Genomic DNA, 20563 nt, shown 5'->3' with positions numbered 1-20563 from the left:
CCTCCCACAAACCATGCCCTCACCAGGCAATCTCGTCACTAGGCGCCGAGAATATCCAGGGTCTGCCGCCTGGCACCAGCATCTCAATCGACCTGGAATCAACCCCTGACAGTGCCGCGACGCAACCGATACCAAGCTGTGGCTTGTGCGCCGTGAGACGGGCGGTGAGCTGCTCAAACCCCGGCCTTATACCCTGAACGGCGTGATCGAACCCGCCACCACGACCCAAGCAGAGCCGTCAGAGGACACCCCGCAGCACCGTTACACCGCGGAGCTGGCGGGTCAGATCGAGCAGTCCTGGCAGCAGACCTGGGCCGAGCTCGGGACGTTCAACGTGGCCAACCCGGTGGGCTCGCTCGCGCCGCAGGACGGCTCGTCGGTTCCGGCCGACAAGATGTTCGTGCAGGACATGTTCCCGTACCCGTCCGGTGACGGGCTGCATGTCGGGCACCCGCTGGGTTACATCGCCACCGACGTCTACGCCCGGTACTACCGGATGATCGGTCGTAACGTGCTGCACGCGCTGGGCTTCGACGCGTTCGGTCTGCCTGCCGAGCAGTACGCCGTGCAGACCGGGACGCACCCGCGTACCCGCACCGAGGCCAACATCGTCAACTTCCGCAGGCAGTTGGGCCGGCTGGGTCTGGGCCACGATTCTCGGCGCAGCTTCGCCACCACCGATGTCGACTTCTACAAGTGGACGCAGTGGATCTTCCTGCAGATCTATAACGCCTGGTTCGACACCGATGCCAAGAAGGCCCGACCGATCAGCGAGTTGGTGGCCGAGTTCGAGTCCGGGGCCCGCACGCTCGACGATGGCCGGGGGTGGGCCGAGCTGTCGGCGGCCGAGCGCGCCGATGTGGTGGACGGGTATCGGCTGGTGTATCGCGCGGACTCGGTGGTGAACTGGTGCCCGGGCCTGGGCACCGTGCTGGCGAACGAAGAGGTCACCGCCGACGGACGCAGTGACCGCGGCAACTTCCCGGTGTTCCGGAAGCGGCTGCGGCAGTGGATGATGCGCATCACCGCTTACTCGGACCGGTTGCTCGACGATCTGGACGTGCTGGACTGGCCGGACAAGGTCAAGACCATGCAGCGCAACTGGATTGGCCGCTCCACCGGTGCCTCGGTCGAATTCGGCACCGCTGCAGGCGATGTCGAGGTTTTCACCACCCGCCCGGACACGTTGTTCGGCGCCACCTACCTGGTGTTGGCCCCCGAACACGATCTGGTCGACGCGCTGGTGGCCGATGCCTGGCCAGAGGGCACCGATTCGCGGTGGACCTTCGGAGCGGTGACCCCGGTGGAGGCCGTCGCTGCCTACCGGGCCGGGATCGCGGCCAAGTCGGATCTGGAGCGCCAGGAGAACAAGACCAAGACGGGTGTGTTCCTCGGCGCCTATGCCACCAATCCGGTCAACGGACAACGGGTTCCGGTGTTCATCGCCGACTACGTGCTGGCCGGCTACGGCACCGGCGCCATCATGGCCGTGCCCGGCGGCGACCAGCGGGACTGGGATTTCGCCACCGAGTTCGGTCTGCCCATCATCGAGGTGGTCGCCGGCGGCGACATCACCGAGGCCGCCTACAACGGTGACGGCACCATGGTCAACTCCGACTACCTGAACGGGATGTCGGTGGCCGAGGCCAAGCAGGCCGTGATCGAACACCTGGAGGCCGACGGACGCGGCCGCGCTCGCATCGAATACAAGCTGCGGGACTGGCTGTTCGCCCGGCAGCGGTACTGGGGTGAACCGTTCCCGATCGTCTACGACGCCGAGGGCCGCGCCCATGCTTTACCGGAATCGGCTCTGCCCGTGGAACTTCCGGATGTCCCGGATTACTCGCCGGTGTCCTTCGACCCGGACGACGCCGACAGTGAACCGTCGCCGCCGCTGGGCAAGGCCACCGAGTGGGTGCATGTCGAGCTGGATCTCGGTGACGGGCTGCAGACCTACACCCGCGACACCAACGTGATGCCGCAGTGGGCCGGCAGCTCCTGGTACGAGCTGCGGTACACCGATCCGCACAATTCGGAAGAGCTGTGCGCCAAGGAGAATGAGGCCTACTGGATGGGCCCGCGTCCGGCCGAGCATGGACCGAGCGATCCGGGCGGTGTCGACTTGTACGTCGGTGGCGTCGAGCATGCGGTGCTGCACCTGCTGTACTCACGCTTCTGGCACAAGGTGCTCTTCGACCTCGGCCATGTCAGCTCGAGTGAGCCGTACCGCCGCCTGGTCAATCAGGGCTATATTCAGGCCTTCGCTTACACCGATTCCCGTGGCAGCTATGTGCCCGCGGCGGAAGTCGTCGAGCGCGGCGGGAAGTTCTTCTGGCCGGGCCCGGACGGTGAAGTCGAGGTCAACCAGGAGTTCGGCAAGATCGGCAAGAGCCTGAAGAACTCGGTCTCGCCCGACGAGATCTGCGACGAGTACGGTGCGGACACCCTGCGGGTGTACGAGATGTCGATGGGTCCGCTGGAGGCGTCACGGCCGTGGGCCACCAAGGATGTCGTCGGTGCACACCGGTTCCTGCAGCGGGTGTGGCGTGTGGTGGTCGATGAATCGACGGGCGCCACCAGTGTGAACGAGCATGAGGCGCTCGACACCGAAACGCTCAAGATCCTGCACCGCACGATCGCCGGGGTCACCGAAGACTATGCGGCGCTTCGCAACAACACCGCGGCCGCCAAACTGATCGAGTACACCAACCACCTGACCAAGGAGGGGGTGTCGGCCCGCGGCGCGATCGAGCCGCTGGTCCTCATGGTCGCGCCGCTGGCGCCGCACTTGGCCGAGGAGCTGTGGAAGCGCTTGGGCCACGACACCTCGCTGACGCACGGGCCGTTCCCGGTGGCCGATCAGCAGTATCTGGTGGACGACACCATCGAGTTCCCCGTTCAGGTCAACGGCAAGGTGCGCGGCAAGATCACCGTCGCCGCCGATCTGGACAAGGCCGGGCTCGAGGCCGCGGCCCTGGCCGACGAGAAGGTGCAGGCCTTCCTCGACGGCGCCACGCCCAAGAAGGTCATCGTGGTGCCCGGCCGCCTGGTCAACCTCGTCGTCTGAGCGATTTGTGCACTTCCGGTAACGCCCACCGTTACCGGCGGTGCACAAATCACCCGGGGCGGACCACGATTTCGTGGACATGCCCGTCGGGCGGGGTGGTGACGGCCGTGGCCACCAGCCCGGCGACCGTCTCGGGCTTGAGGAACTTGTCCGGGTCGTACTCACCGGTGCCGTCGGTCATCGCGCTTTCATAGGCCACCAGGTCGCGCTGCATCTCGGTGTCGGTGCGGCCGGGGAAGATCGAGGTGACCCGCAGTGACGGTTCATCGGCGCGCAACGAGTCAGCGAACGCCCGTAGGGCGAACTTGCTCGCCGAGTAAGATGCCATTCCGGGCGAAACCTTTTGGCCGGCACCAGAATTGATGAACACCACATGCCCGCGAGCGGCCCGCAGCGCCGGTAGCAGCGCCAGCGTGAGCGCCACCGCGCCGGTCACGTTCACCTCGAAGGATGCCCGCCACTGCTCTGCGATGGACTCCGAGACCCGGCCGGGATAGAGCACGCCGGCGTTGTGCACCAGCACGTCGAGCTCGCTGAGCACCTCGGTGGCGGATTCGATCGAATCGGGGTCGGTGAGGTCCAGCGGCCAGGTCGGTGCGCCGAGCCGGTCGGCGAGCGCATCGAGGCGGTCCGACGGGCGCCCGGCCAGAAACACGGTGTGGGTGGGAGCAAGGGCGGCGGCGATGGCCGAACCGATGCCGCCAGCGGCTCCGGTGATCAATGCAGACGGCACGACTGCAACGTTACTGTGATGCCCAACGGCCTGTGGCCGACCTGCGGGCCGGAGCGCGAGGTCGCATCATGGTAGGGATGCCACCGGATCCCAGCTTCGCTCCCACCCAGCTCGCCGCGCGGGCCGCCTACCTGCTGCGCGGCAACGACCTGGGTGTGATGACCACGGCCGCGCCGTTGCTGTACCCGCACATGTGGAGCTGGGATGCCGCGTTCGTCTCGATCGGTCTGGCGCCGCTGAGTGTCGAGCGCGCCGTGGTGGAGCTCGACACCCTGCTCTCGGCGCAGTGGCGCAACGGCATGATCCCGCACATCGTGTTCGCCAACGGTGTTGACGGCTACTTTCCGGGTCCCGCCCGGTGGGCCACGTCGGCGCTGGCGGCCAACGCGCCACGGATCCGGCACACCTCCGGTATCACGCAGCCACCCGTGCACGCGATCGCGGTGCAGCGCATCCTCGACCACGCCCGGACGCGGGGCCGGTCGACACGGGCAGTGGCAGCCAGCTTCCTGGATCGGCGGTGGGCGGATCTGGTGCGCTGGCATCGCTGGCTGGCCGAGACCCGGGATCAGGACGGTCGCGGCCGCATCACGCTGTATCACGGGTGGGAGTCCGGCATGGACAATTCGCCACGCTGGGACAGCGCCTACGCCAACGTGATTCCCGGCAACGTGCCCGAGTATGAGCGCGAGGACAACGCGATCATCACCGATGCCACGCAGCGGCCCAGCGATCTCGAGTACGACCGGTATCTGTGGCTCCTCGAAGAGATGAAATCCGTTCGCTACGACGATGATCTGCTGCCGAAGGTGATGAGCTTCGCGGTCGAGGACGTGTTCGTCTCGGCGATCTTTTCGGTGGCGTGCCAGGTGCTCGCCGAGATCGGGGAGGACTACAAGCGTCCGCACGCCGATGTCCGTGACCTGTATTCGTGGGCCGAGCGGTTCCGGTTGGGTGTCGTCGAGACCACCGACGAGCGTAGCGGTGCGGCAAGGGATTACGACGTCCGCGCGAACAAGTGGGTGGCCACCGAGACGGTCGCACAGTTCTCGCCACTGCTGTGCGGCGGGTTGCCACACGATCGTGAACGGGCCCTTCTTCGGCTGCTGGAAGGGCCGCGGTTCTGCGGGCACCCTGACCTGCGGTACGCACTCATCCCGTCCACCTCTCCGGTGTCGCGGGACTTCCGGTCGCGGGAGTACTGGCGCGGCCCGGTATGGCCGGTGATGACCTGGCTGTTCTCGTGGTGCTTTGCCCGTCGCGGTTGGGCCGAGCGAGCCTCGACCCTGCGCCGGGAAGGATTGCGCCAGGCCAGCGACGGGACTTTCGCCGAGTACTACGAGCCGTTCACCGGGGAGCCGTTGGGCAGCATGCAGCAGTCGTGGACCGCCGCGGCGGTGTTGGACTGGTTGGGATAGCCCGCTACTCGGATTTGGCGTGGGCGGCCGGGGTCTGCTCGTTCTGGACGGCCAGGCGTTCCAGGGGAGCCAGCGCGGTCGCGAGCGTGTCGAGGTCCTCCTGGCTCAGGTTGGCCAGGCGTGCCGCCAGATCCGCTCGACGAGCCGCCAGCGATTCACGGTGCTGCACCAGCCCGCGCGGGGTGACCTCCACGAGTACGGCACGCAGGTCGGAAGGGTCACGGGAGCGCTTGACCAGGCCCAGCTTCTCCAGCCTGCGGATTGCCACGGTGGTGGTGGGGGTGCGCACCCGCTCGCGGGCGGCCAGCTCGGTCATCCGGATCGGGCCCTGGTCGAGCAGGGTGAGCAGGATCGAGAGCTGGGCCAGGGTGAGCTCGCCGGCTGTGCCCTTGTTGGTGTCTCCGCGGCGCAGCACCGAGAACACCTTGGAGAGAACGCGTTGCAGCTCTCCGGCCAGCTCAGTGACCTGTGAATCGGACTCCACCATAATTCGCTAGTCTAACCTGTCTGAAGCTGCCAGGTCGGCAGCTTGTTGGGTTTGGCGCAGGGGCCTCCCGTTGGGCTCACAGGACCTGCGACAGGAAGCGACGCAGCCGGTCTGTCTCGGCGGAGTCGAAGATCTGGTCGGGGGTTCCCGACTCGACCACCTTGCCATGGTCCATGAACACCACCGCGTCGGCCGTGGAGCGGGCGAAACCCATCTCGTGGGTGACCGCCAGGATCGTCATGCCCTCGGCCCCCAGCTCGGCCATCAACTCCAGGATGCCCTTGACCAGCTCGGGGTCCAGCGCCGAGGTGGCCTCGTCGAAGAACATCACCTGTGGACCCATGGCGAGCGCCCGAGCGATCGCGACGCGCTGCTGCTGGCCGCCCGACAGGGTGCTCGGACGTGCATCGGCCTTGTGCCGCAGGCCAACCCGGTCCAGCTGTTCGAGACCTACGGTACGGGCGTGTTCGGCGCTGAGCCGCTTGAGCTTGCGCGGGCCGAGGGTGACGTTGTCGAGAACGGTCTTGTGCGGGAACAGGTTGAACTGCTGGAACACCATGCCGATGCGTTGGCGCAGCTGGTCCGGATTGTCGGTGAGCACCGAGCGGCCGTCGAGCAGGATGTCGCCGCGGTCGGGTTCGTAGAGGCGGTTCAGGGTGCGCAGCAGCGTCGATTTTCCGGATCCGGACGGCCCGATGACGGCCGTCGTGGTGCCGGCGGGCACGTCCAGGTCCACCCCGCGCAGTACCGCGTTCGGCCCGAACGACAGGTGGATGTCCTTGGCGGCCAGCGCAACTGGCTGTGGTGCCGACATCAGATCATCTCCTGCGCGGTGGCGGCCGGCGGAAGTTCCTCTTCGACGGGTGCTCGGCCGCGCCGCAGCCGGTTGTCGACGAAGTTCACCAGGTGGGTCAACGGAATGGTCAGCAACAGGTAGAACACGCCGGCCGCCACCAGTGGTGACAGATTTCCGGTCTGCGCGTTGAGGTCTCGGCCCACCTGGAACAACTCGCGCTGGCTGGCGACCAGGCCCAGGAAGTACACCAGCGATGAGGCCTTGAGCAGTGAGATGAACTGGTTCATGAGCGCGGGCAGCACGCGTCGTATGCCCTGCGGCACGACGACCAGGCGCATCGAGGAGGCATAGCTGAACCCCAGGGCGCGTGAGGCTTCCAGCTGGCCGGCCTCGACGCTCTGGATGCCGGATCGGAAGATCTCCCCGACGTAGGCCGCCGCCATCAGCCCGAGCGCCGCGATGCCCAGCGGGTAGGGGCTGTTACCGGTGAGCGATCCGACCACCGGGCCGATGCCGAGTCCGATCAACAGGATGATCACCACTTCGGGTAGGCCCCGGAAGATGTCGGTGTAGACCCGGGCGGGCCAGCGCAGCCACCGCGACCGCGAGATGCCGGCCACCGCCAGGACCATGCCGAGTACCAACCCGATGACACTGGCGCACACGGTCAGGATCAGCGTGTTGGGCAGGCCGGTGCGCAGCAGGTCGGGGATCGCCTGCTGGTAGAGATCCCAGTCCAGGAACGAGTCCCTCAGTTGCGCGAGTGTCGATTTGGGTGCGGCCGGGGCTCCGGCTGCCGGTTTCTCCTTGGCTGCGGCGATCGCGGCGAAATCGGGCAGCTGGGGTGCGGGGGCGGACTTGGAGCCGGGCTTCCAGCCGGGCGGCAGGGCCCGCGGCACCCAGTCGGAATACAGCTTGGCCCAGGTGCCGTCGGCGATGACGGCGTCCAGCCCGGAGTTGAGCGCATCGATCAGCGGCCGGTTCTCCTTGGCCACCGCCCACGCCACGAAATTGTCCAGGCTGAAGGTGTTTTCGATGATCTGGGCCGGGTCGCCGGGCTGCACCGTGCCGGAGGCCTGTTGCGACGGCGCCACCCAGGCGTCGATCTGGCGGGTCTTGAGGCTGGCGTAGACGGTGTTGTAGTCGGGGAACTTCACCGGCTGCAGGTGCAGTGTGTCGACGACGTATGCCTCTTGCACGGTGCCCTGCACCACCCCGATGCGTTGGCCGGGTGCGAGCTGGCTGAAACTGGTGATGGGCGAACCGGTGGGCACGACGAGCGAGAAGTACCCGAAGTCGTAGCCGTTGGTGAAGCCGACGGTGCGACGCCGGGCGTCGGTGGTGGTGATCGACGAGGAGGCCACGTCGAAGCGCCGGGATGCGGTCTGGGCCAGCAGGCCCGAGAAGTCGGTGCCGACGAAGTTGACCCGCAGGCCGAGCTTGTCGGCGACCGCGCGCAGCAGCTCGTTGTCGAAGCCGGTGAACTGCCCGGCCGAATTGATGCAGATGCTGGGCGGTGCGTCCGACAACGTGCCGACGGTCAGGACGCCGGGGGTGCCCAGACCGAGGTTGTCGGCCCGCACGGTGTCCACGGGGGCGGTGGTGGCGGTGGTGTACTTGTCGGCGCCGGGCCCGGTGGCCGCGGCGGCCAGATTGGTGGGCAGAGCGCTGGCGCTGTCCACCCCGGGGGGTGCGCATTGATCGACGTCTGCGGTTGCCGGTGCCGCACACAGCAGTCCGAGCAGGATCAGGACCGTGGTCAGCAGCGCGGCCGAGCGTCTGGCGTCCATTTGATGCAACCTAGTTGGCGGATGCCCGGTGATGAGCGATTCCGCTCAAGGGGACCGCAAGTCGCCGAATACTCCGCGCCGGGTGAGCTCGCCGATCATGATCTGCGCCATTTTCTCGGCGCGGTCGGTGCAGGCCTTGCGGGCTCCCTCGGGATCGCGGGCGTGGATCGCGGCGGTCTCGGCCTCGTAGCTGGCGAGAAAATCGGCCTTTGCCTTGGGATAGCTGATCCAGAACTCGGCGGGGGCGAAGCTCTTTCCGGCGCGGATGGTGGCGTGCAGGCGTGGCCCCGCGTACTCGTCGTTGATCGCGTCGCGGTACACCCAGCAGGCCTCTTGGAAGGACTTGGTGTCCTTTGCTGAACGCATCAGCCGCAACGTGTCGTCGAGGTGGGCGATGATACGCGGGGTGGGGCTGGTGGCGCAGCGGGCCGAGGCGATCCCGTTGAGGATGCCGTAGAGCTCATGATGCTCGGCCACGGTGGCTTCGTCGAACCGGGATACGAATGCGCCGCGGTGGTACCGCGTCGAGAGGATTCCGTCGTGCTCGAGCTGGACCACGGCCTCCTGGATCGGGACGCGGCTCAGCCCGAGGTCACGGACGATCTCGTTGCGGTCGATACGGTCACCGGATCGAAGCTTGCCCGTCATCACCAGATTGATGATGTGGGTGACAACCTGATCCTTCTCCTTGATCCCATAGTTTTTCGGCACCCTTGATTACTCCCCCATTGAGTTGGGACGCACACCCCCCGTGCGTTGGCGATGCGCAAGTTTCTCACGGGCGGAACCAAGAGGTGGTGCGAGTCCCCTCAGCTCATCCGCTGATCTTTGCGCCGCGTCCGTCGCGCCAGCGGCAGAGGGCCTCGGCGGCGGTCAGGTCGTAGTCGGGTCCGTTGACCCCGACGGTGAGGATGCTGACGCCGAGGTCGGCCAGCGCGTCGGCGTCGGCCAGCATTGCGTCGATGCCGCCGGACTCCTGCACCCCGGCCGAGTGCTGCACGGTGGACGGATCCCGGCCGGTGGTGGCGCAGTGCTCGGCGAGGACCGCTGCCTTGCCCGGGTAGGTGTCGCGGTCGACGAAGGCATGCCAGATGTGGGCGTGCTCGGCCACCAGGCGCAGCGTCTTGCGCTCGCCCTGACCGCCAATCAGGATCGGGATCTCGCGCGTGGGTGCCGGGTTGAGCTTGGCCAGCCGGGCCTCGATGCGCGGCAGTGCTTCGGCCAGATCGTCCAGGCGGCTGCCCGCGGTGCCGAACTCATACCCGTACTCGCGGTAATCCTTGTGTTTCCAACCACTTCCGATGCCGAGGATGAGGCGGCCGTCGGAGATGTGGTCAACGGTGCGGGCCATGTCGGCCAGCAGTTCGGGGTTGCGGTAGGAGTTGCAGCTGACCAGTGCACCGATCTCGATGCGCGAGGTCTGTTCGGCCCAGGCGCCCAGCATCGTCCAGCATTCGTAGTGCGCGCCGTCGGGGTCGCCGTAGAGCGGGAAGAAATGGTCCCAGTTGAAGGCGATGTCGACGCCGATGTCCTCGCAGCGGCGCACCGCGTCGCGGATGTGGCTGTACTTGGGGGAGTGCTGCGGCTGTAGTTGCACACCAATGCGAATGGGATGGCTCACAATTCCCGAGCGTACTCAGACGGTGCCGATCTGGCCGCCCGGCTTCCACACCGCGACCACGGCGGGCCGGGCGGGAGTGTCGGCACCGCCGGGCCAGTGCGACAGGGGCTTGTCGAGGGAGTGGTCGTCGCCCTCGCCCGGGTGCTGCACACACACCGTGACGAGATCGTCGGTCACCACCGGACCGCACGTCTCGGCGCCGACCGGCACGGTGAGGAACTGCTTGGTCTCACCGCGGTTGGGGCCGTCGAGCGCCACCGCGAACAGTCCGTCGTTGGCGTCGAGTGCGTTGCCGTCGGTCGAGATCCAGAGGTTGCCGTGGCTGTCGAAGGCCAGGTTGTCCGGGCAGGAGATCGGGCTGACCTGTTCTTTGTCGAATCCGGCGTAGTACGTGTCGGCCGCCTTGGGGTCACCGCACACCAACAGCAGATCCCAGGTGAAGTCGGTGCCGGTGTGATTGTCGGTGATCTCCAGGATCTGGCCGTTCTTGTTCTCGTTGCGCGGGTTGGCGGCGTCGACGCCGGCCTTGCCCTCGGTGCCGCGCTTGTCGTTGTTGGTCAGTGCCACGTAGACCTTGCCGGTGTGCGGGTTGGCCTCGAAGTCCTCGGGTCGGTCCATCTTGGTGGCGCCGGCCTTGTCGGCGGCGATACGGGTGAACACCGCAGCCTCGGCTGCGGTGACGCCCTCGACGAGGGACTCGGCCTGTCCGTCAGGTCCGGATCTCAGCAGCGGCACCCAGGTGCCGGTTCCGGAGAAGGAGCCTTTGGCGGGGAGCTTGCCGGTGCCGTCGATCTCGCCGGCGGGAATGTCGCTGCTCAGTTTGGCCACGTACAGCGTGCCCTCGTCGAGGAGGGTCAGGTTGTGGGCCATCGCGGCGCGATCCCCGGTCTTCCAGCCGGGTGCGATCTTCTTGGCGGAGACGAACTTGTACATGTAGTCGAAGCGTTCGTCGTCTCCGGTGTAGACCACCACGCTGCCGTCGCCGGTCACGTACACGTTGGCGCCCTCATGCTTGAGCCGGCCCAGCGCTGAGTGCTTGACGGGCGTCGACGCCGGATCCCACGGGTTGAGCTCGACGACGTAACCGAAGCGATTGACCTCGTTGGGGGTCTTGGTGAGGTCGAAGCGCGGGTCGAAGTCTTCCCACTTGAGCTCGGAGCGTTCGTGCTCGATGCCGTAGCGGTCGAAACGCTCGGCGTCGGCCGGCTTCGGCGCTGGGGCCCCTTCGGCGGCGCCGAAGTACCCGTGGAAATTCTCTTCGCCGGAAAGCACTGTGCCCCAGGGTGTTACGCCGCCGGCGCAGTTGGCGAAGGTGCCGGCGACGGTCCGCCCCGTGGGGTCGGCGGCGGTCTTGACGAAGTCGGTGCCTGCGGCAGGCCCGGTCAGCGCGAACGGAGTGTCAGCGGTGATCCGGCGGTTGTAGCGGCCCATCACGGGTTTCAGCGCGCCGTCGGTGCCCCGCTCCACCTCGACCACGCCCATCCCGACCGCGGCGATCTCGATGTCGAACTGCTCGCGGGTGGGCGCTGCTGCGTCGTAGCCGGGGAACATGAATTCCGGCGTGACGTACTCGAAGTTGGTCACCAACAGAAACCGGTTGGCTCGTCCTTCGATCGGCAGTAGCGCGGCGAAGTCGTTGTTGAACCCGAACTGCTTGCGCTGCGCGTCGGCGCTCTGCCGGTTGATGTCGAACATCGGGGCGTCGGCCAGTACCGGGTCGCCCCACGCGATCACGACCCGCTGCTGGTAGCCGTCCGGGATCACCACGGCGTCTTCGGTGTTCGGTGCGACCGCGGCGAACTTCATTCCGGGCGGCGTTTCGACGGGTCGCGCGGCCGGTGCGGGTGTCGGTCCGGGCTTTGTGTCGGTACCGCAGGCAGCCAGGGCGGTTCCGGCCCCGACTGCCAGCACGGTGACACCGGCGGTCTGCAGCATCGACCGGCGTGACATCTGTTTGACGATGTCGCCGAAATACTCGTTGTCGGTGGTGTTGGGCGCCGGCTTCGAACACGCGTCGCCACATCGGTAGCGGCAGGTCACGTGCTGACGCGACGACGTTCCACGGTGGGTGACAAACAGATTCAACGGTACGAGCGGCATTCCGCGCAGATCCTTCCGCCAGACACCGGCCGCGGGCTGAGCGGCCGGACTTGCGGAAACCTACGGGAGCTGAACTAGCAGCGGGTTAACAGCAGGCAACCTGCTAGCTATCGAGGATGCCGCGCAGGATCTCGATGAGCTTGGCCGGCTGATCGCCCTGCACGGAGTGGCCGGAGTCGGCGACAACGTGCGTGCGCTGGAACCCAGGCGCGGAGCCGGCGAATGTCGCGGCGTCGTCGTCGTTGACGAAGAACGAGTTGGCGCCGCGGATCAGCGTGGTGGGCATGGTGATCGCCGGGACGTCGTCCCACAGCCCGTCAAACCCGTCGCCGGTGCGGAACGTGTCGTAGCGCCACGTCCAGCTGCCGTCCTCGAGCTGTTTGGAGTTGTGGAACACGCCGCGCCGCAAAGAATTCCGGTCCCGGTGTGGGGCGGCGGCGACAGTGACGTCGAGCATGGCCTGGAAGCTGGGGAACGTGCGGTTCTCCTGCACCAGGGCGACGGTGCCCATCTGGGCTTTGGTCATCTCGTTGTGCCGTTCGGGTGCCGACGGCGTGACGTCGACGAGCGCGAGCTCGGGGACCAGCCGTGGCTCGGTTGCCGCGATCCGCAGCGCCGTCAGGCCCCCCAGCGACATGCCCACCACCAGCCGTGGGCTGGGAGCGTGGGCCTCGACCACCGGAATCAGGGTGGCGGCATTGAGTTTCGGGCCGTAGTCACCGTCTTCGCGCCAGGCCGAGCGGCCGTGGCCGGGCAGGTCGACGGCCAGTGCGGGCTCACCGAGGCCGAGGATCACGGTGTCCCAGGTGTGTGCGTTCTGACCGCCGCCGTGCAGGAACACCACCCGGGGTGCCGCGGTGCCGAACTTCAGGGCACTGATCGGCCCCTGCTCGATGCGTTCCACGGGTGGTATCGCGGTTGCGCCAACCTGTTCGGCGTTCTCGTGGAGAAGCCCGAACTCGTCAAGACCGATCAATGCGTCGTCGCTCACCACGCCCCGACCCTAACCCGGAAACGACTCTGCGCCCAGGGCGGAGTCGTGCGAGAAGCACGTGCCCTGGGCGCAGAGTGAAAACGACTAGTCCGCGATGAAGCTTTCCAGCTCGATGCGCGCGACATCGTCGGCGATCTGCTTCGGCGGGCTCTTCATCAGGTAGGCCGATGCTGCCTCGATGGGGCCACCGATGCCACGGTCCTTGGCGATCTTGGCGGCGCGCACCGCGTCGATGATGACGCCGGCCGAGTTCGGCGAGTCCCAGACCTCGAGCTTGTACTCCAGGTTCAGCGGCACGTCACCGAAGGCGCGGCCTTCCAGGCGGACGTAGGCCCACTTGCGGTCGTCGAGCCACGCGACGTGATCCGACGGGCCGATGTGGACGTTCTTGTCCTCGACCTTGCCGGCCAGCGAACCGGTCAGGTTGGAGGTGACGGCCTGGGTCTTGGAGACCTTCTTGGACTCCAGGCGCGAGCGCTCCAGCATGTTCAGGAAGTCCATGTTGCCGCCGACGTTGAGCTGGTAAGTGCGGTCCAGCGTGACACCGCGGTCTTCGAACAGCTTGGCCATCACGCGGTGGGTGATGGTCGCGCCGACCTGGCTCTTGATGTCGTCACCGACGATCGGGACACCGGCGTCGGCGAACTTCTTGGCCCACACCGGGTCGGAGGCGATGAACACCGGAAGCGCGTTGACGAAGGCCACGCCGGCGTCGATGGCGCACTGGGCGTAGAACTTGTCGGCCTCTTCGGAGCCGACGGGAAGGTAGGAGACCAGCACGTCGACCTTGGCGTCCTTGAGGGCCTGCACCACGTCGACGGGCTCGAAGTCGGAGACCTCGATGGTGTCGGCGTAGTACTTGCCGATGCCGTCGAGAGTCGGGCCGCGCTGCACCGTCACGTTGGTGGGCGGCACGTCGGCGATCTTGATGGTGTTGTTCTCGGAGGCGAAGATCGCCTCGGACAGGTCGAAGCCGACCTTCTTGGCGTCCACGTCGAACGCGGCGACGAACTTCACGTCACGCACGTGGTACGGGCCGAACTTCACGTGCATCAGGCCCGGCACGGACGCGTTCTCGTCGGCGTTGTGGTAGTACTGCACGCCCTGGACCAGGGATGACGCGCAGTTACCGACGCCGACGATGGCGACCCGGATTTCTCCTGCGTGCTCAGACATGGACGATCTCCTTACTCGTTCTGTGTGCTCGGCCTGGGGCCTTGTGCGGGGCTGTGCTCATGCGTTCTCCGAGCGTCCCTGCGCGGTACGTTCGGCCGCGATCAACTCGTTGAGCCACTTGACTTCTCGTTCGCTGGACTCCAGGCCCAGCTGGTGCAGCTGACGGGTGTAGCGGTCGAAAGAACTACTGGCCCGCGCCACGGCATCACGCAGGCCTTCCCGGCGTTCCTCTACCTGACGGCGGCGCCCCTCCAGGATTCGCATCCTGGCCTCGGCCGGAGTGCGATTGAAGAAGGCCAGGTGGACACCGAACCCGTCGTCGGAGAAATTCTGTGGCCCCGTGTCGGCGACCAACTCGCTGAACCGCTGCTTGCCGGCATCGGTCAGCTGGTATACCCGCCGAGCCCGGCGCACCTTGGTCGGTCCCAAGGGTGCGGCGTCCTCGACGATCAGGCCGTCGGCCTGCATGCGTCGTAATGCCGGGTAGAGCGATCCATACGAGAACGCCCTGAACGCCCCCAACAGACCCGTCAATCGCTTGCGCAGCTCGTAACCGTGCATCGGTGCCTCGAGCAAGAGGCCGAGAATTGCGAGCTCCAGCATCGAGATCACCCCTTTCGACAGATCAGATGGAGTTGATCGCTACGACGGACCAACACCTCGGCCAACTGTATCGCGCCGATATATTTGGCGCCAAGTGAATGCCGATCGGCAGTCGATTGTCACGCTGGCGTGGCTCCCGGCCCCGAGCGCCACGCCAGCGTGACGCTCGAGCTCGCTCAGCCGTTGTTGCGGTACATGCTCTTGACGGCGCCGTCGGGGTAGAGGTCGATGCGGCCGCCCCCGAAATCGCTGCTGACGATGACGGCGATGTTGATCGCCTCGGGTGTCGAAGGGTCTTCGGACGGTGTGATGCGCAGCCACGTGCTCTTCACGTCGGCACGTTTGGTGTTCAGGGTGTCGGGTGCGCCCCGCATGATGCCGAGGACCTTCTCGTAGTCGAAAGCGGCGAGGTCGACGAGACGGTCGTTCTTGTCGACGGTGCGCGGATGGGTGCTCGGGTCACCCCAGCCGCCGGTGTAGCGGTAGTAGACCTTCTTGCGGCTGTCCTGCGGGTCCGGTCGGTACAGCAAGGCCGAATCGGGATCGATGTGCAGCTCGAAACCGATGGTGGCGCCGAACTTTTGGCGCATCTGCTCGAACAGTCCTTTGACCCCGTTGAGCGATTGCAGCTGTGTCGGCGGGGTCAGCACGACCGGGTCGATCCCGTCGGGCACGGCGCCCGGGTCGGGGTTGAAACTCAACGGTGAGGGGGTGTTTCCGTACAGGCCCCAGCCGATGCCGATGCCGAGCACGACGAGCACCGCGGCCGAAGCCAGCCGCAGTCCCCACCCGGAGCCGGCGGGCTTGCGGATGCGCGGCAGCCGGGGCTTGGTCAGCGTCGGCAGCTGCACCGGTGCGCTCGAGGTCTGCAGATCGGCGACCAGCCGGGCCAGATCGCCCAGCGTCGTGGCATTGGTGGCCGCCGACACCCGTTGGCGGTGTTCTTCCATGGACAGCTGGCCTTCGCCCAGCGCGTTGTCGAGCACCTTGCAGGTGTCGTTGCGGTCGCTGTCTTTGGCCCGCGTGTTCGAGGGTTGCCGGGTTGCCACGGAAGATGATCGTAGGAGGTGTGACGCGGTCGCGCCTCGGTGTGCAGGGGGCCGACGTACTCTGGTCATCGTGCGATTGCAGAGACAGGTGGTGGATTACGCGCTTCGGCGTCGGTCCCTGCTGGCTGAGGTCTATTCGGGGCGCACCGGCGTCTCGGAGGTCTGTGACGCCAATCCCTACCTGCTTCGCGCGGCGAAGTTTCACGGCAAGCAGAGTTCGGTGATGTGTCCGATCTGCCGTAAGGAGCAGCTCACGCTGGTGTCGTGGGTTTTCGGTGATCATCTGGGCCCGGTATCGGGCTCGGCCCGCACCGCGGAGGAGCTGGTGATGTTGGCAACTCGTTACGACGAGTTCGCAGTCCATGTGGTGGAGGTATGCCGCACCTGCAGTTGGAATCATCTGGTCAAGTCATATGTCCTGGGCGCGCCGAAGCCGCCGAAGGCACGTGGCACTCGAGGCGCGCGCAAGTCGGCGCGTACGGCCAGTGAATAACGAAGGGCGCCATAGCCGGTCAGCCAACGACATCCGTAGTGCGGCTGACCGTCTCGGCGCGCGCGAAAACCGGCCGCCCGCTCGGGAGAAACCGCCTGCCCGGGACACGTCCCCGGTCCGGGAGCCCCGGCCCCCGGCGCGCGAGGCAGGACCTGCGCGACGCGAGAACGGTCCCGTGGGACGCGAAAAAGGGCCGGCGGGCCGTCCCGGCCGTCCGGCGTCACCGCCCGACGATCGGCTCACCACGGTGCTGCCTCCGGTTCGCGACGGGAAGCCGGCTCCACTCGATGTCATCAGAGCTGCGATGGACGGCACCCCGGCGCCGAAACCGCAGCCACCCAATTCGCCACCTCCGCCGCCGGGAGGCGGCCGTGGCTCGGGCCCCTCGGGTCCGTCGGGTCCGGGGCCCAAGCCGACGGGGCAGTTCCACATCAACTGGAAGCTGATCCGACGTCTGTCGATCGCCGCCGTGGTGGCGATGATCCTGCTTCCTCTGGTGACGTTCGGTATGGCGTACCTGATCGTCGACGTCCCGCAGCCCGGTGACATCCGCACCAATCAGGTGTCGACGATCTTGGCCAGCGACGGCAGCGAGATCGCCCGGATCGTTCCCCCCGAAGGCAACCGGGTCGACGTCGGGATCGACAAGATCCCCGAGCATGTCCGCAACGCGGTGATGGCCGCCGAGGACCGTGACTTCTACTCCAACCCCGGCTTTTCCTTCACCGCCCTGTTGCGCGCGATCAAGAACAACTTGGTGGGCGGTGACCTGCAGGGCGGTTCGACCATCACCCAGCAGTACGTCAAGAACGCATTGGTCGGCGACGAGCGCTCCGGCATCGGCGGTTTGATCCGCAAGGCCAAGGAGCTGGTCATCTCGACCAAAATGGCCAGCGAATGGCCCAAAGACGCTGTGATGCAGGCGTATCTGAACATGATCTACTTCGGCCGCGGTTCATACGGCATCGCCGCGGCCGCCAAGGCGTACTTCGACAAGCCTGTCGAACAGCTCACCGTCGCCGAGGGCGCATTGATGGCCGCATTGATCCAGAGGCCGTCGACGCTGGACCCGGCGGTGGATCCGGAGGGCGCGGCCGAACGGTGGAACTGGGTACTCGACGGCATGGTGGACATCGGCGCGCTGTCGGCTCAGGACCGTGCCGAGCAGGTGTTCCCGCCGACGGTGCCACCGGACCAGGCCCGCCAGGAGAACCAGACCACCGGCCCGAACGGACTGATCGAGCGCCAGGTCACCAAGGAACTGCTGGATCTGTTCAACATCAGCGAGCAGGCGCTGAACACCGAAGGTCTGCAGATCACCACCACGATCGACCCGCAGGCCCAGCAGGCCGCGGAAAACGCGGTGTCCAAGTACATGGACGGGCAGGATCCCGACATGCGGACCGCGGTGGTCTCCGTCGATCCGCGTGACGGGGCGGTCAAGGCTTACTACGGTGGCTCGGACGCCAATGGCTTCGACTTCGCCCAGGCCGGTCTGCCGACAGGTTCGTCGTTCAAGGTGTTCGCGCTGGTCGCGGCGCTGCAGCAGGGCATCGGTCTGGGCTACCAGGTGGACAGCGGGCCGATCACCGTCAACGGCATCGAGATCACCAACGTTGAAGGCGAGGGGTGCGGTACCTGCTCGATCGCCGAGGCGCTCAAACGCTCGCTCAACACCAGCTACTACCGGCTGATGCTCAAGCTCGAGAACGGCCCCGAGGACGTGGCCAAGGCCGCGCACGACGCCGGCGTCGCCGAGAGTTTCCCCGGTGTCGAGCACACGCTGTCCGAGGACGGCAAGGGCGGTCCGCCGAACAACGGCGTGGTGCTGGGTCAGTACCAGTCCCGGGTGATCGACATGGCCTCGGCGTACGCCACGCTGGCCGCCTCGGGCGTCTACCACAAGCCGCACTTCGTCCAGAAAGTCGTGAACTCGTCTGGCCAGGTGCTGTTCGATGCCTCCAGCCAGGACGAGGGTGAACAGCGCATCGACAAGGCAGTGGCCGACAACGTGACCTCGGCCATGCAGCCGATCGCCGGCTGGTCCCGCGGCCACAACCTGGCCGGCGGCCGCGCCTCGGCCGCCAAGACCGGTACCAACCAGCTCGGCGACACCGGTGACAACCGCGACGCCTGGATGGTCGGCTACACGCCGTCGCTTTCGACTGCGGTCTGGGTGGGTACCTCCGAGGGTGTGGAACCGTTGAAGACGGCGTCCGGCGGCCCGGTGTACGGATCCGGTCTGCCGTCGGACATCTGGAAATCCACCATGGACGGTGCCTTGAAGGGGACTGACAACGAGAAGTTCCCGAAGCCGACCGAGATCGGCGGTTATGCGGGTGTGCCACAGGCCCCGCCTGCCCCGCCGCCCGGCACCCTCCCGCCGGGCCCGCAGGTCTCGGTGATGCCTTCGGAGACCGTGATTCAACCGACCATCGAAGTGGCCCCGGGCATCACGATCCCGATCGGCCCTCCGACGACCGTGCCGATCGGACCGCCGCCGGGAGCTCCCGTTGTGCCCGGCGAACCGGGCGTTCCGGTACCGCCGCCACCTCCGTGACGGACCGGGTATCGCCGGCTCCGCCGGCAGGGCTGGATTCACCGGCTCCGCCGGCAGAAGACCGGCGGAGCGCCGACGACCGCGACCTCCCCAGCCGCAACGACCGGCTGACCGAGGCGTTGTCGCAGACCGTCGGTGGACCGGTCGGCCGTCATGCTCTGATCGGCCGGTCACGGTTCATGACCCCGCTGCGGGTGATGTTTGTGATCGCGGTGGTGTTCCTGGCGTTGGGCTACACCACAAAGGCTGCCTGCCTGCAGACCACCGGCAAGGGGACCGCGGGCGAGCGGGTGGCCAACTGGGAGAACAACCGGGCGTACTACGAGCTGTGCTATTCCGACACGGTTCCGCTCTACACCGCAGAGTTGTTGAACCTCGGGAAGTTTCCCTACAAGTCCAGTTGGGTCGAGAACGACGCGACCGGCAACCCGCGCATCCAGTACGACGGCAGTCCGGCGATCCGCTACATGGAGTACCCGGTGCTCACCGGGCTGTACCAGTACGTGTCGATGTCGTTGGCCAAGACCTACACCGCCTTGACCAAGCTGGTATCGGTCCCGCTGGTGGCCGAAGTGGTGATGTTCTTCAACTTCTCGGCGTTCGGCTTGGCGCTGGCCTGGCTGGCCACAATCTGGGCTACGTCGCGAATGGCCGGCCGGCGGGTGTGGGATGCCGCGCTGGTGGCGGGTTCGCCGATCGTGATCTTCCAGGTGTTCACCAACTTTGACGCATTGGCCACAGCTTCCGCGGCGGGCGCGATGCTGGCGTGGTCTCGGCGAAAACCGGTGTGGGCCGGGGCGCTGATCGGAATCGGCGTGGCGGCCAAGCTGTATCCGCTGCTGCTGTTCGTCCCGCTGGTACTGCTCGGGCTGCGCACCGGGCGGCTGCGGGCGGTCGGCAAGGCGGCATTGACCGCGGTCGCCACGTGGCTGCTGATCAATTTGCCGATCATGGTGCTCTTCCCGCGGGGATGGTCAGAGTTCTTCCGGCTCAACACTCGTCGCGGTGACGACATGGACTCGCTCTACAACGTGGTCAAGTCGTTCAGCGATTGGCGCGGCTTCGATCCGGACCTCGGCTTCTGGCAGCCGCCGACGGTGCTGAACACGGTCACCGCGGTGTTGTTCGCCGCCTGCTGTATCGCGATCGGCTACATCGCGTTGACCGCGCCGCAGCGGCCGCGATTGGCGCAGCTGGCATTCCTCGTGGTTGCCGCATTCTTGCTGACCAACAAGGTGTGGAGCCCGCAGTTCTCGCTGTGGCTGGTGCCGCTGGCCGTCCTGGCGCTGCCGCATCGTCGCGTCCTGCTGGCGTGGATGACGATTGATGCGCTGGTGTGGATACCGCGCATGCTCTATCTGTACGGCGAGCAGAACAAGGGTCTGCCCGAGCAGTGGTTCACCACTACGGTGCTGATACGCGATCTGGCAGTGATCGGGTTGTGCGCGTTGATCATTCGCCAGATCTACCGTCCTGAGCTCGACCTGGTGCGCCACGGCGGACGCGTTGATGATCCCACCGGCGGGGTGTTCGACCGTGCACCTGACCAGCCGCCGCGTTGGCTACCGGATTGGCTGCGGCCCTCGGCTGACCGCGTCCGCATCGAGCCCAAGCCGGATCCAGAGCCGGAGTTGGCGGACGCCAGATAGACGCGACGTATGACGCGCGGTGGCACG

The 20563-nt window shown here is 66.7% G+C and carries 16 protein-coding genes; 5 read left to right on the top strand and 11 right to left on the bottom strand.

Annotation, left to right across the window (positions count from 1 at the left end; genetic code table 11):
• Positions 1-202 precede the first annotated feature (202 nt).
• Positions 203-3067 carry a leucine--tRNA ligase gene (gene leuS / locus E0T84_RS13000; protein WP_070185123.1) on the top strand — a complete coding sequence of 955 codons (2865 nt, stop codon included), beginning with the start codon at positions 203-205 and terminating at the stop codon, positions 3065-3067.
• 49 nt (positions 3068-3116) lie between these two features.
• Here the strand turns inward: leuS and E0T84_RS12995 are convergent, their stop codons facing one another.
• Positions 3117-3800, bottom strand: coding sequence for an SDR family oxidoreductase (locus E0T84_RS12995; RefSeq protein ID WP_070945593.1), 684 nt, complete (start codon positions 3798-3800; stop codon positions 3117-3119).
• Between the two features lie 77 nt (positions 3801-3877).
• Here E0T84_RS12995 and E0T84_RS12990 point away from each other — a divergent pair, with 77 nt between their 5' ends.
• A complete protein-coding gene (locus E0T84_RS12990; protein WP_070945594.1) occupies positions 3878-5218 on the top strand; it encodes an amylo-alpha-1,6-glucosidase in 1341 nt (446 codons plus the stop codon).
• Between the two features lie 4 nt (positions 5219-5222).
• On the opposite strand, the gene E0T84_RS12985 is transcribed toward E0T84_RS12990, so the two are convergent.
• The 10 genes from E0T84_RS12985 to E0T84_RS12940 form a co-directional block, all read right to left on the bottom strand.
• Positions 5223-5705 (bottom strand): MarR family winged helix-turn-helix transcriptional regulator, encoded by a 483-nt coding sequence (locus E0T84_RS12985; protein WP_070185113.1) that lies wholly within the window; start codon positions 5703-5705, stop codon positions 5223-5225.
• A gap of 76 nt (positions 5706-5781) precedes the next feature.
• Positions 5782-6519 (bottom strand): amino acid ABC transporter ATP-binding protein, encoded by a 738-nt coding sequence (locus E0T84_RS12980; protein WP_075910469.1) that lies wholly within the window; start codon positions 6517-6519, stop codon positions 5782-5784.
• Complete coding sequence (locus E0T84_RS12975; protein WP_138744641.1) at positions 6519-8291, bottom strand: ABC transporter substrate-binding protein/permease; 1773 nt, start codon at positions 8289-8291, stop codon at positions 6519-6521. The genes E0T84_RS12980 and E0T84_RS12975 overlap by 1 nt, the downstream gene beginning before the upstream one ends.
• A gap of 45 nt (positions 8292-8336) precedes the next feature.
• Positions 8337-9002, bottom strand: coding sequence for a GntR family transcriptional regulator (locus tag E0T84_RS12970; RefSeq protein ID WP_138744640.1), 666 nt, complete (start codon positions 9000-9002; stop codon positions 8337-8339).
• A gap of 103 nt (positions 9003-9105) precedes the next feature.
• The gene (locus E0T84_RS12965) at positions 9106-9912 is read right to left on the bottom strand and encodes an LLM class F420-dependent oxidoreductase (protein WP_138744639.1); all 807 of its coding nucleotides are present in this window, start codon (positions 9910-9912) and stop codon (positions 9106-9108) included.
• Positions 9913-9927: 15 nt separating this feature from the next.
• Positions 9928-12012, bottom strand: coding sequence for a PhoX family phosphatase (locus tag E0T84_RS12960; protein WP_070185118.1), 2085 nt, complete (start codon positions 12010-12012; stop codon positions 9928-9930).
• Positions 12013-12115: 103 nt separating this feature from the next.
• Positions 12116-13006, bottom strand: a complete 891-nt coding sequence (locus tag E0T84_RS12955) for an alpha/beta fold hydrolase (RefSeq protein WP_070185119.1) — start codon at positions 13004-13006, stop codon at positions 12116-12118.
• Between the two features lie 84 nt (positions 13007-13090).
• Complete coding sequence (locus tag E0T84_RS12950; protein ID WP_070185120.1) at positions 13091-14182, bottom strand: inositol-3-phosphate synthase; 1092 nt, start codon at positions 14180-14182, stop codon at positions 13091-13093.
• A gap of 57 nt (positions 14183-14239) precedes the next feature.
• Positions 14240-14785: a PadR family transcriptional regulator gene (locus tag E0T84_RS12945; RefSeq protein WP_070185125.1), complete on the bottom strand. Its 546-nt coding sequence runs from the start codon at positions 14783-14785 to the stop codon at positions 14240-14242.
• A gap of 176 nt (positions 14786-14961) precedes the next feature.
• Positions 14962-15834: a DUF1707 domain-containing protein gene (locus E0T84_RS12940; RefSeq protein ID WP_138744638.1), complete on the bottom strand. Its 873-nt coding sequence runs from the start codon at positions 15832-15834 to the stop codon at positions 14962-14964.
• Positions 15835-15904: 70 nt separating this feature from the next.
• Here E0T84_RS12940 and E0T84_RS12935 point away from each other — a divergent pair, with 70 nt between their 5' ends.
• From E0T84_RS12935 to E0T84_RS12925, 3 genes are all read left to right on the top strand, one after another.
• Positions 15905-16327 carry a DUF5318 domain-containing protein gene (locus tag E0T84_RS12935; protein WP_070185122.1) on the top strand — a complete coding sequence of 141 codons (423 nt, stop codon included), beginning with the start codon at positions 15905-15907 and terminating at the stop codon, positions 16325-16327.
• A 175-nt stretch (positions 16328-16502) separates the two neighbouring features.
• Positions 16503-18887, top strand: coding sequence for a transglycosylase domain-containing protein (locus tag E0T84_RS12930; protein WP_138744637.1), 2385 nt, complete (start codon positions 16503-16505; stop codon positions 18885-18887).
• Positions 18884-20536 carry a glycosyltransferase family 87 protein gene (locus E0T84_RS12925; RefSeq protein WP_138744636.1) on the top strand — a complete coding sequence of 551 codons (1653 nt, stop codon included), beginning with the start codon at positions 18884-18886 and terminating at the stop codon, positions 20534-20536. The genes E0T84_RS12930 and E0T84_RS12925 overlap by 4 nt, the downstream gene beginning before the upstream one ends.
• Positions 20537-20563 lie beyond the last annotated feature (27 nt).

The sequence above is a fragment of the Mycobacterium sp. DBP42 genome, assembly GCF_005924235.1.
GTDB lineage: Bacteria > Actinomycetota > Actinomycetes > Mycobacteriales > Mycobacteriaceae > Mycobacterium > Mycobacterium syngnathidarum.
The sequence above is the reverse complement of the archived record's forward strand: the minus strand, read 5'-3'. Positions and strand labels throughout refer to the sequence as shown.

Excerpts from the sequence above, each read along its gene's own strand:
- E0T84_RS12990 (WP_070945594.1), top strand. The coding sequence starts at position 3,878 with ATGCCACCGGATCCCAGCTTCGCTCCCACCCAGCTCGCCGCGCGGGCC.
- E0T84_RS12985 (WP_070185113.1), bottom strand. The coding sequence starts at position 5,705 with ATGGTGGAGTCCGATTCACAGGTCACTGAGCTGGCCGGAGAGCTGCAA.
- E0T84_RS12980 (WP_075910469.1), bottom strand. The coding sequence starts at position 6,519 with ATGTCGGCACCACAGCCAGTTGCGCTGGCCGCCAAGGACATCCACCTG.
- E0T84_RS12975 (WP_138744641.1), bottom strand. The coding sequence starts at position 8,291 with ATGGACGCCAGACGCTCGGCCGCGCTGCTGACCACGGTCCTGATCCTG.
- E0T84_RS12960 (WP_070185118.1), bottom strand. The coding sequence starts at position 12,012 with ATGCCGCTCGTACCGTTGAATCTGTTTGTCACCCACCGTGGAACGTCG.
- E0T84_RS12950 (WP_070185120.1), bottom strand. The coding sequence starts at position 14,182 with ATGTCTGAGCACGCAGGAGAAATCCGGGTCGCCATCGTCGGCGTCGGT.
- E0T84_RS12945 (WP_070185125.1), bottom strand. The coding sequence starts at position 14,785 with ATGCTGGAGCTCGCAATTCTCGGCCTCTTGCTCGAGGCACCGATGCAC.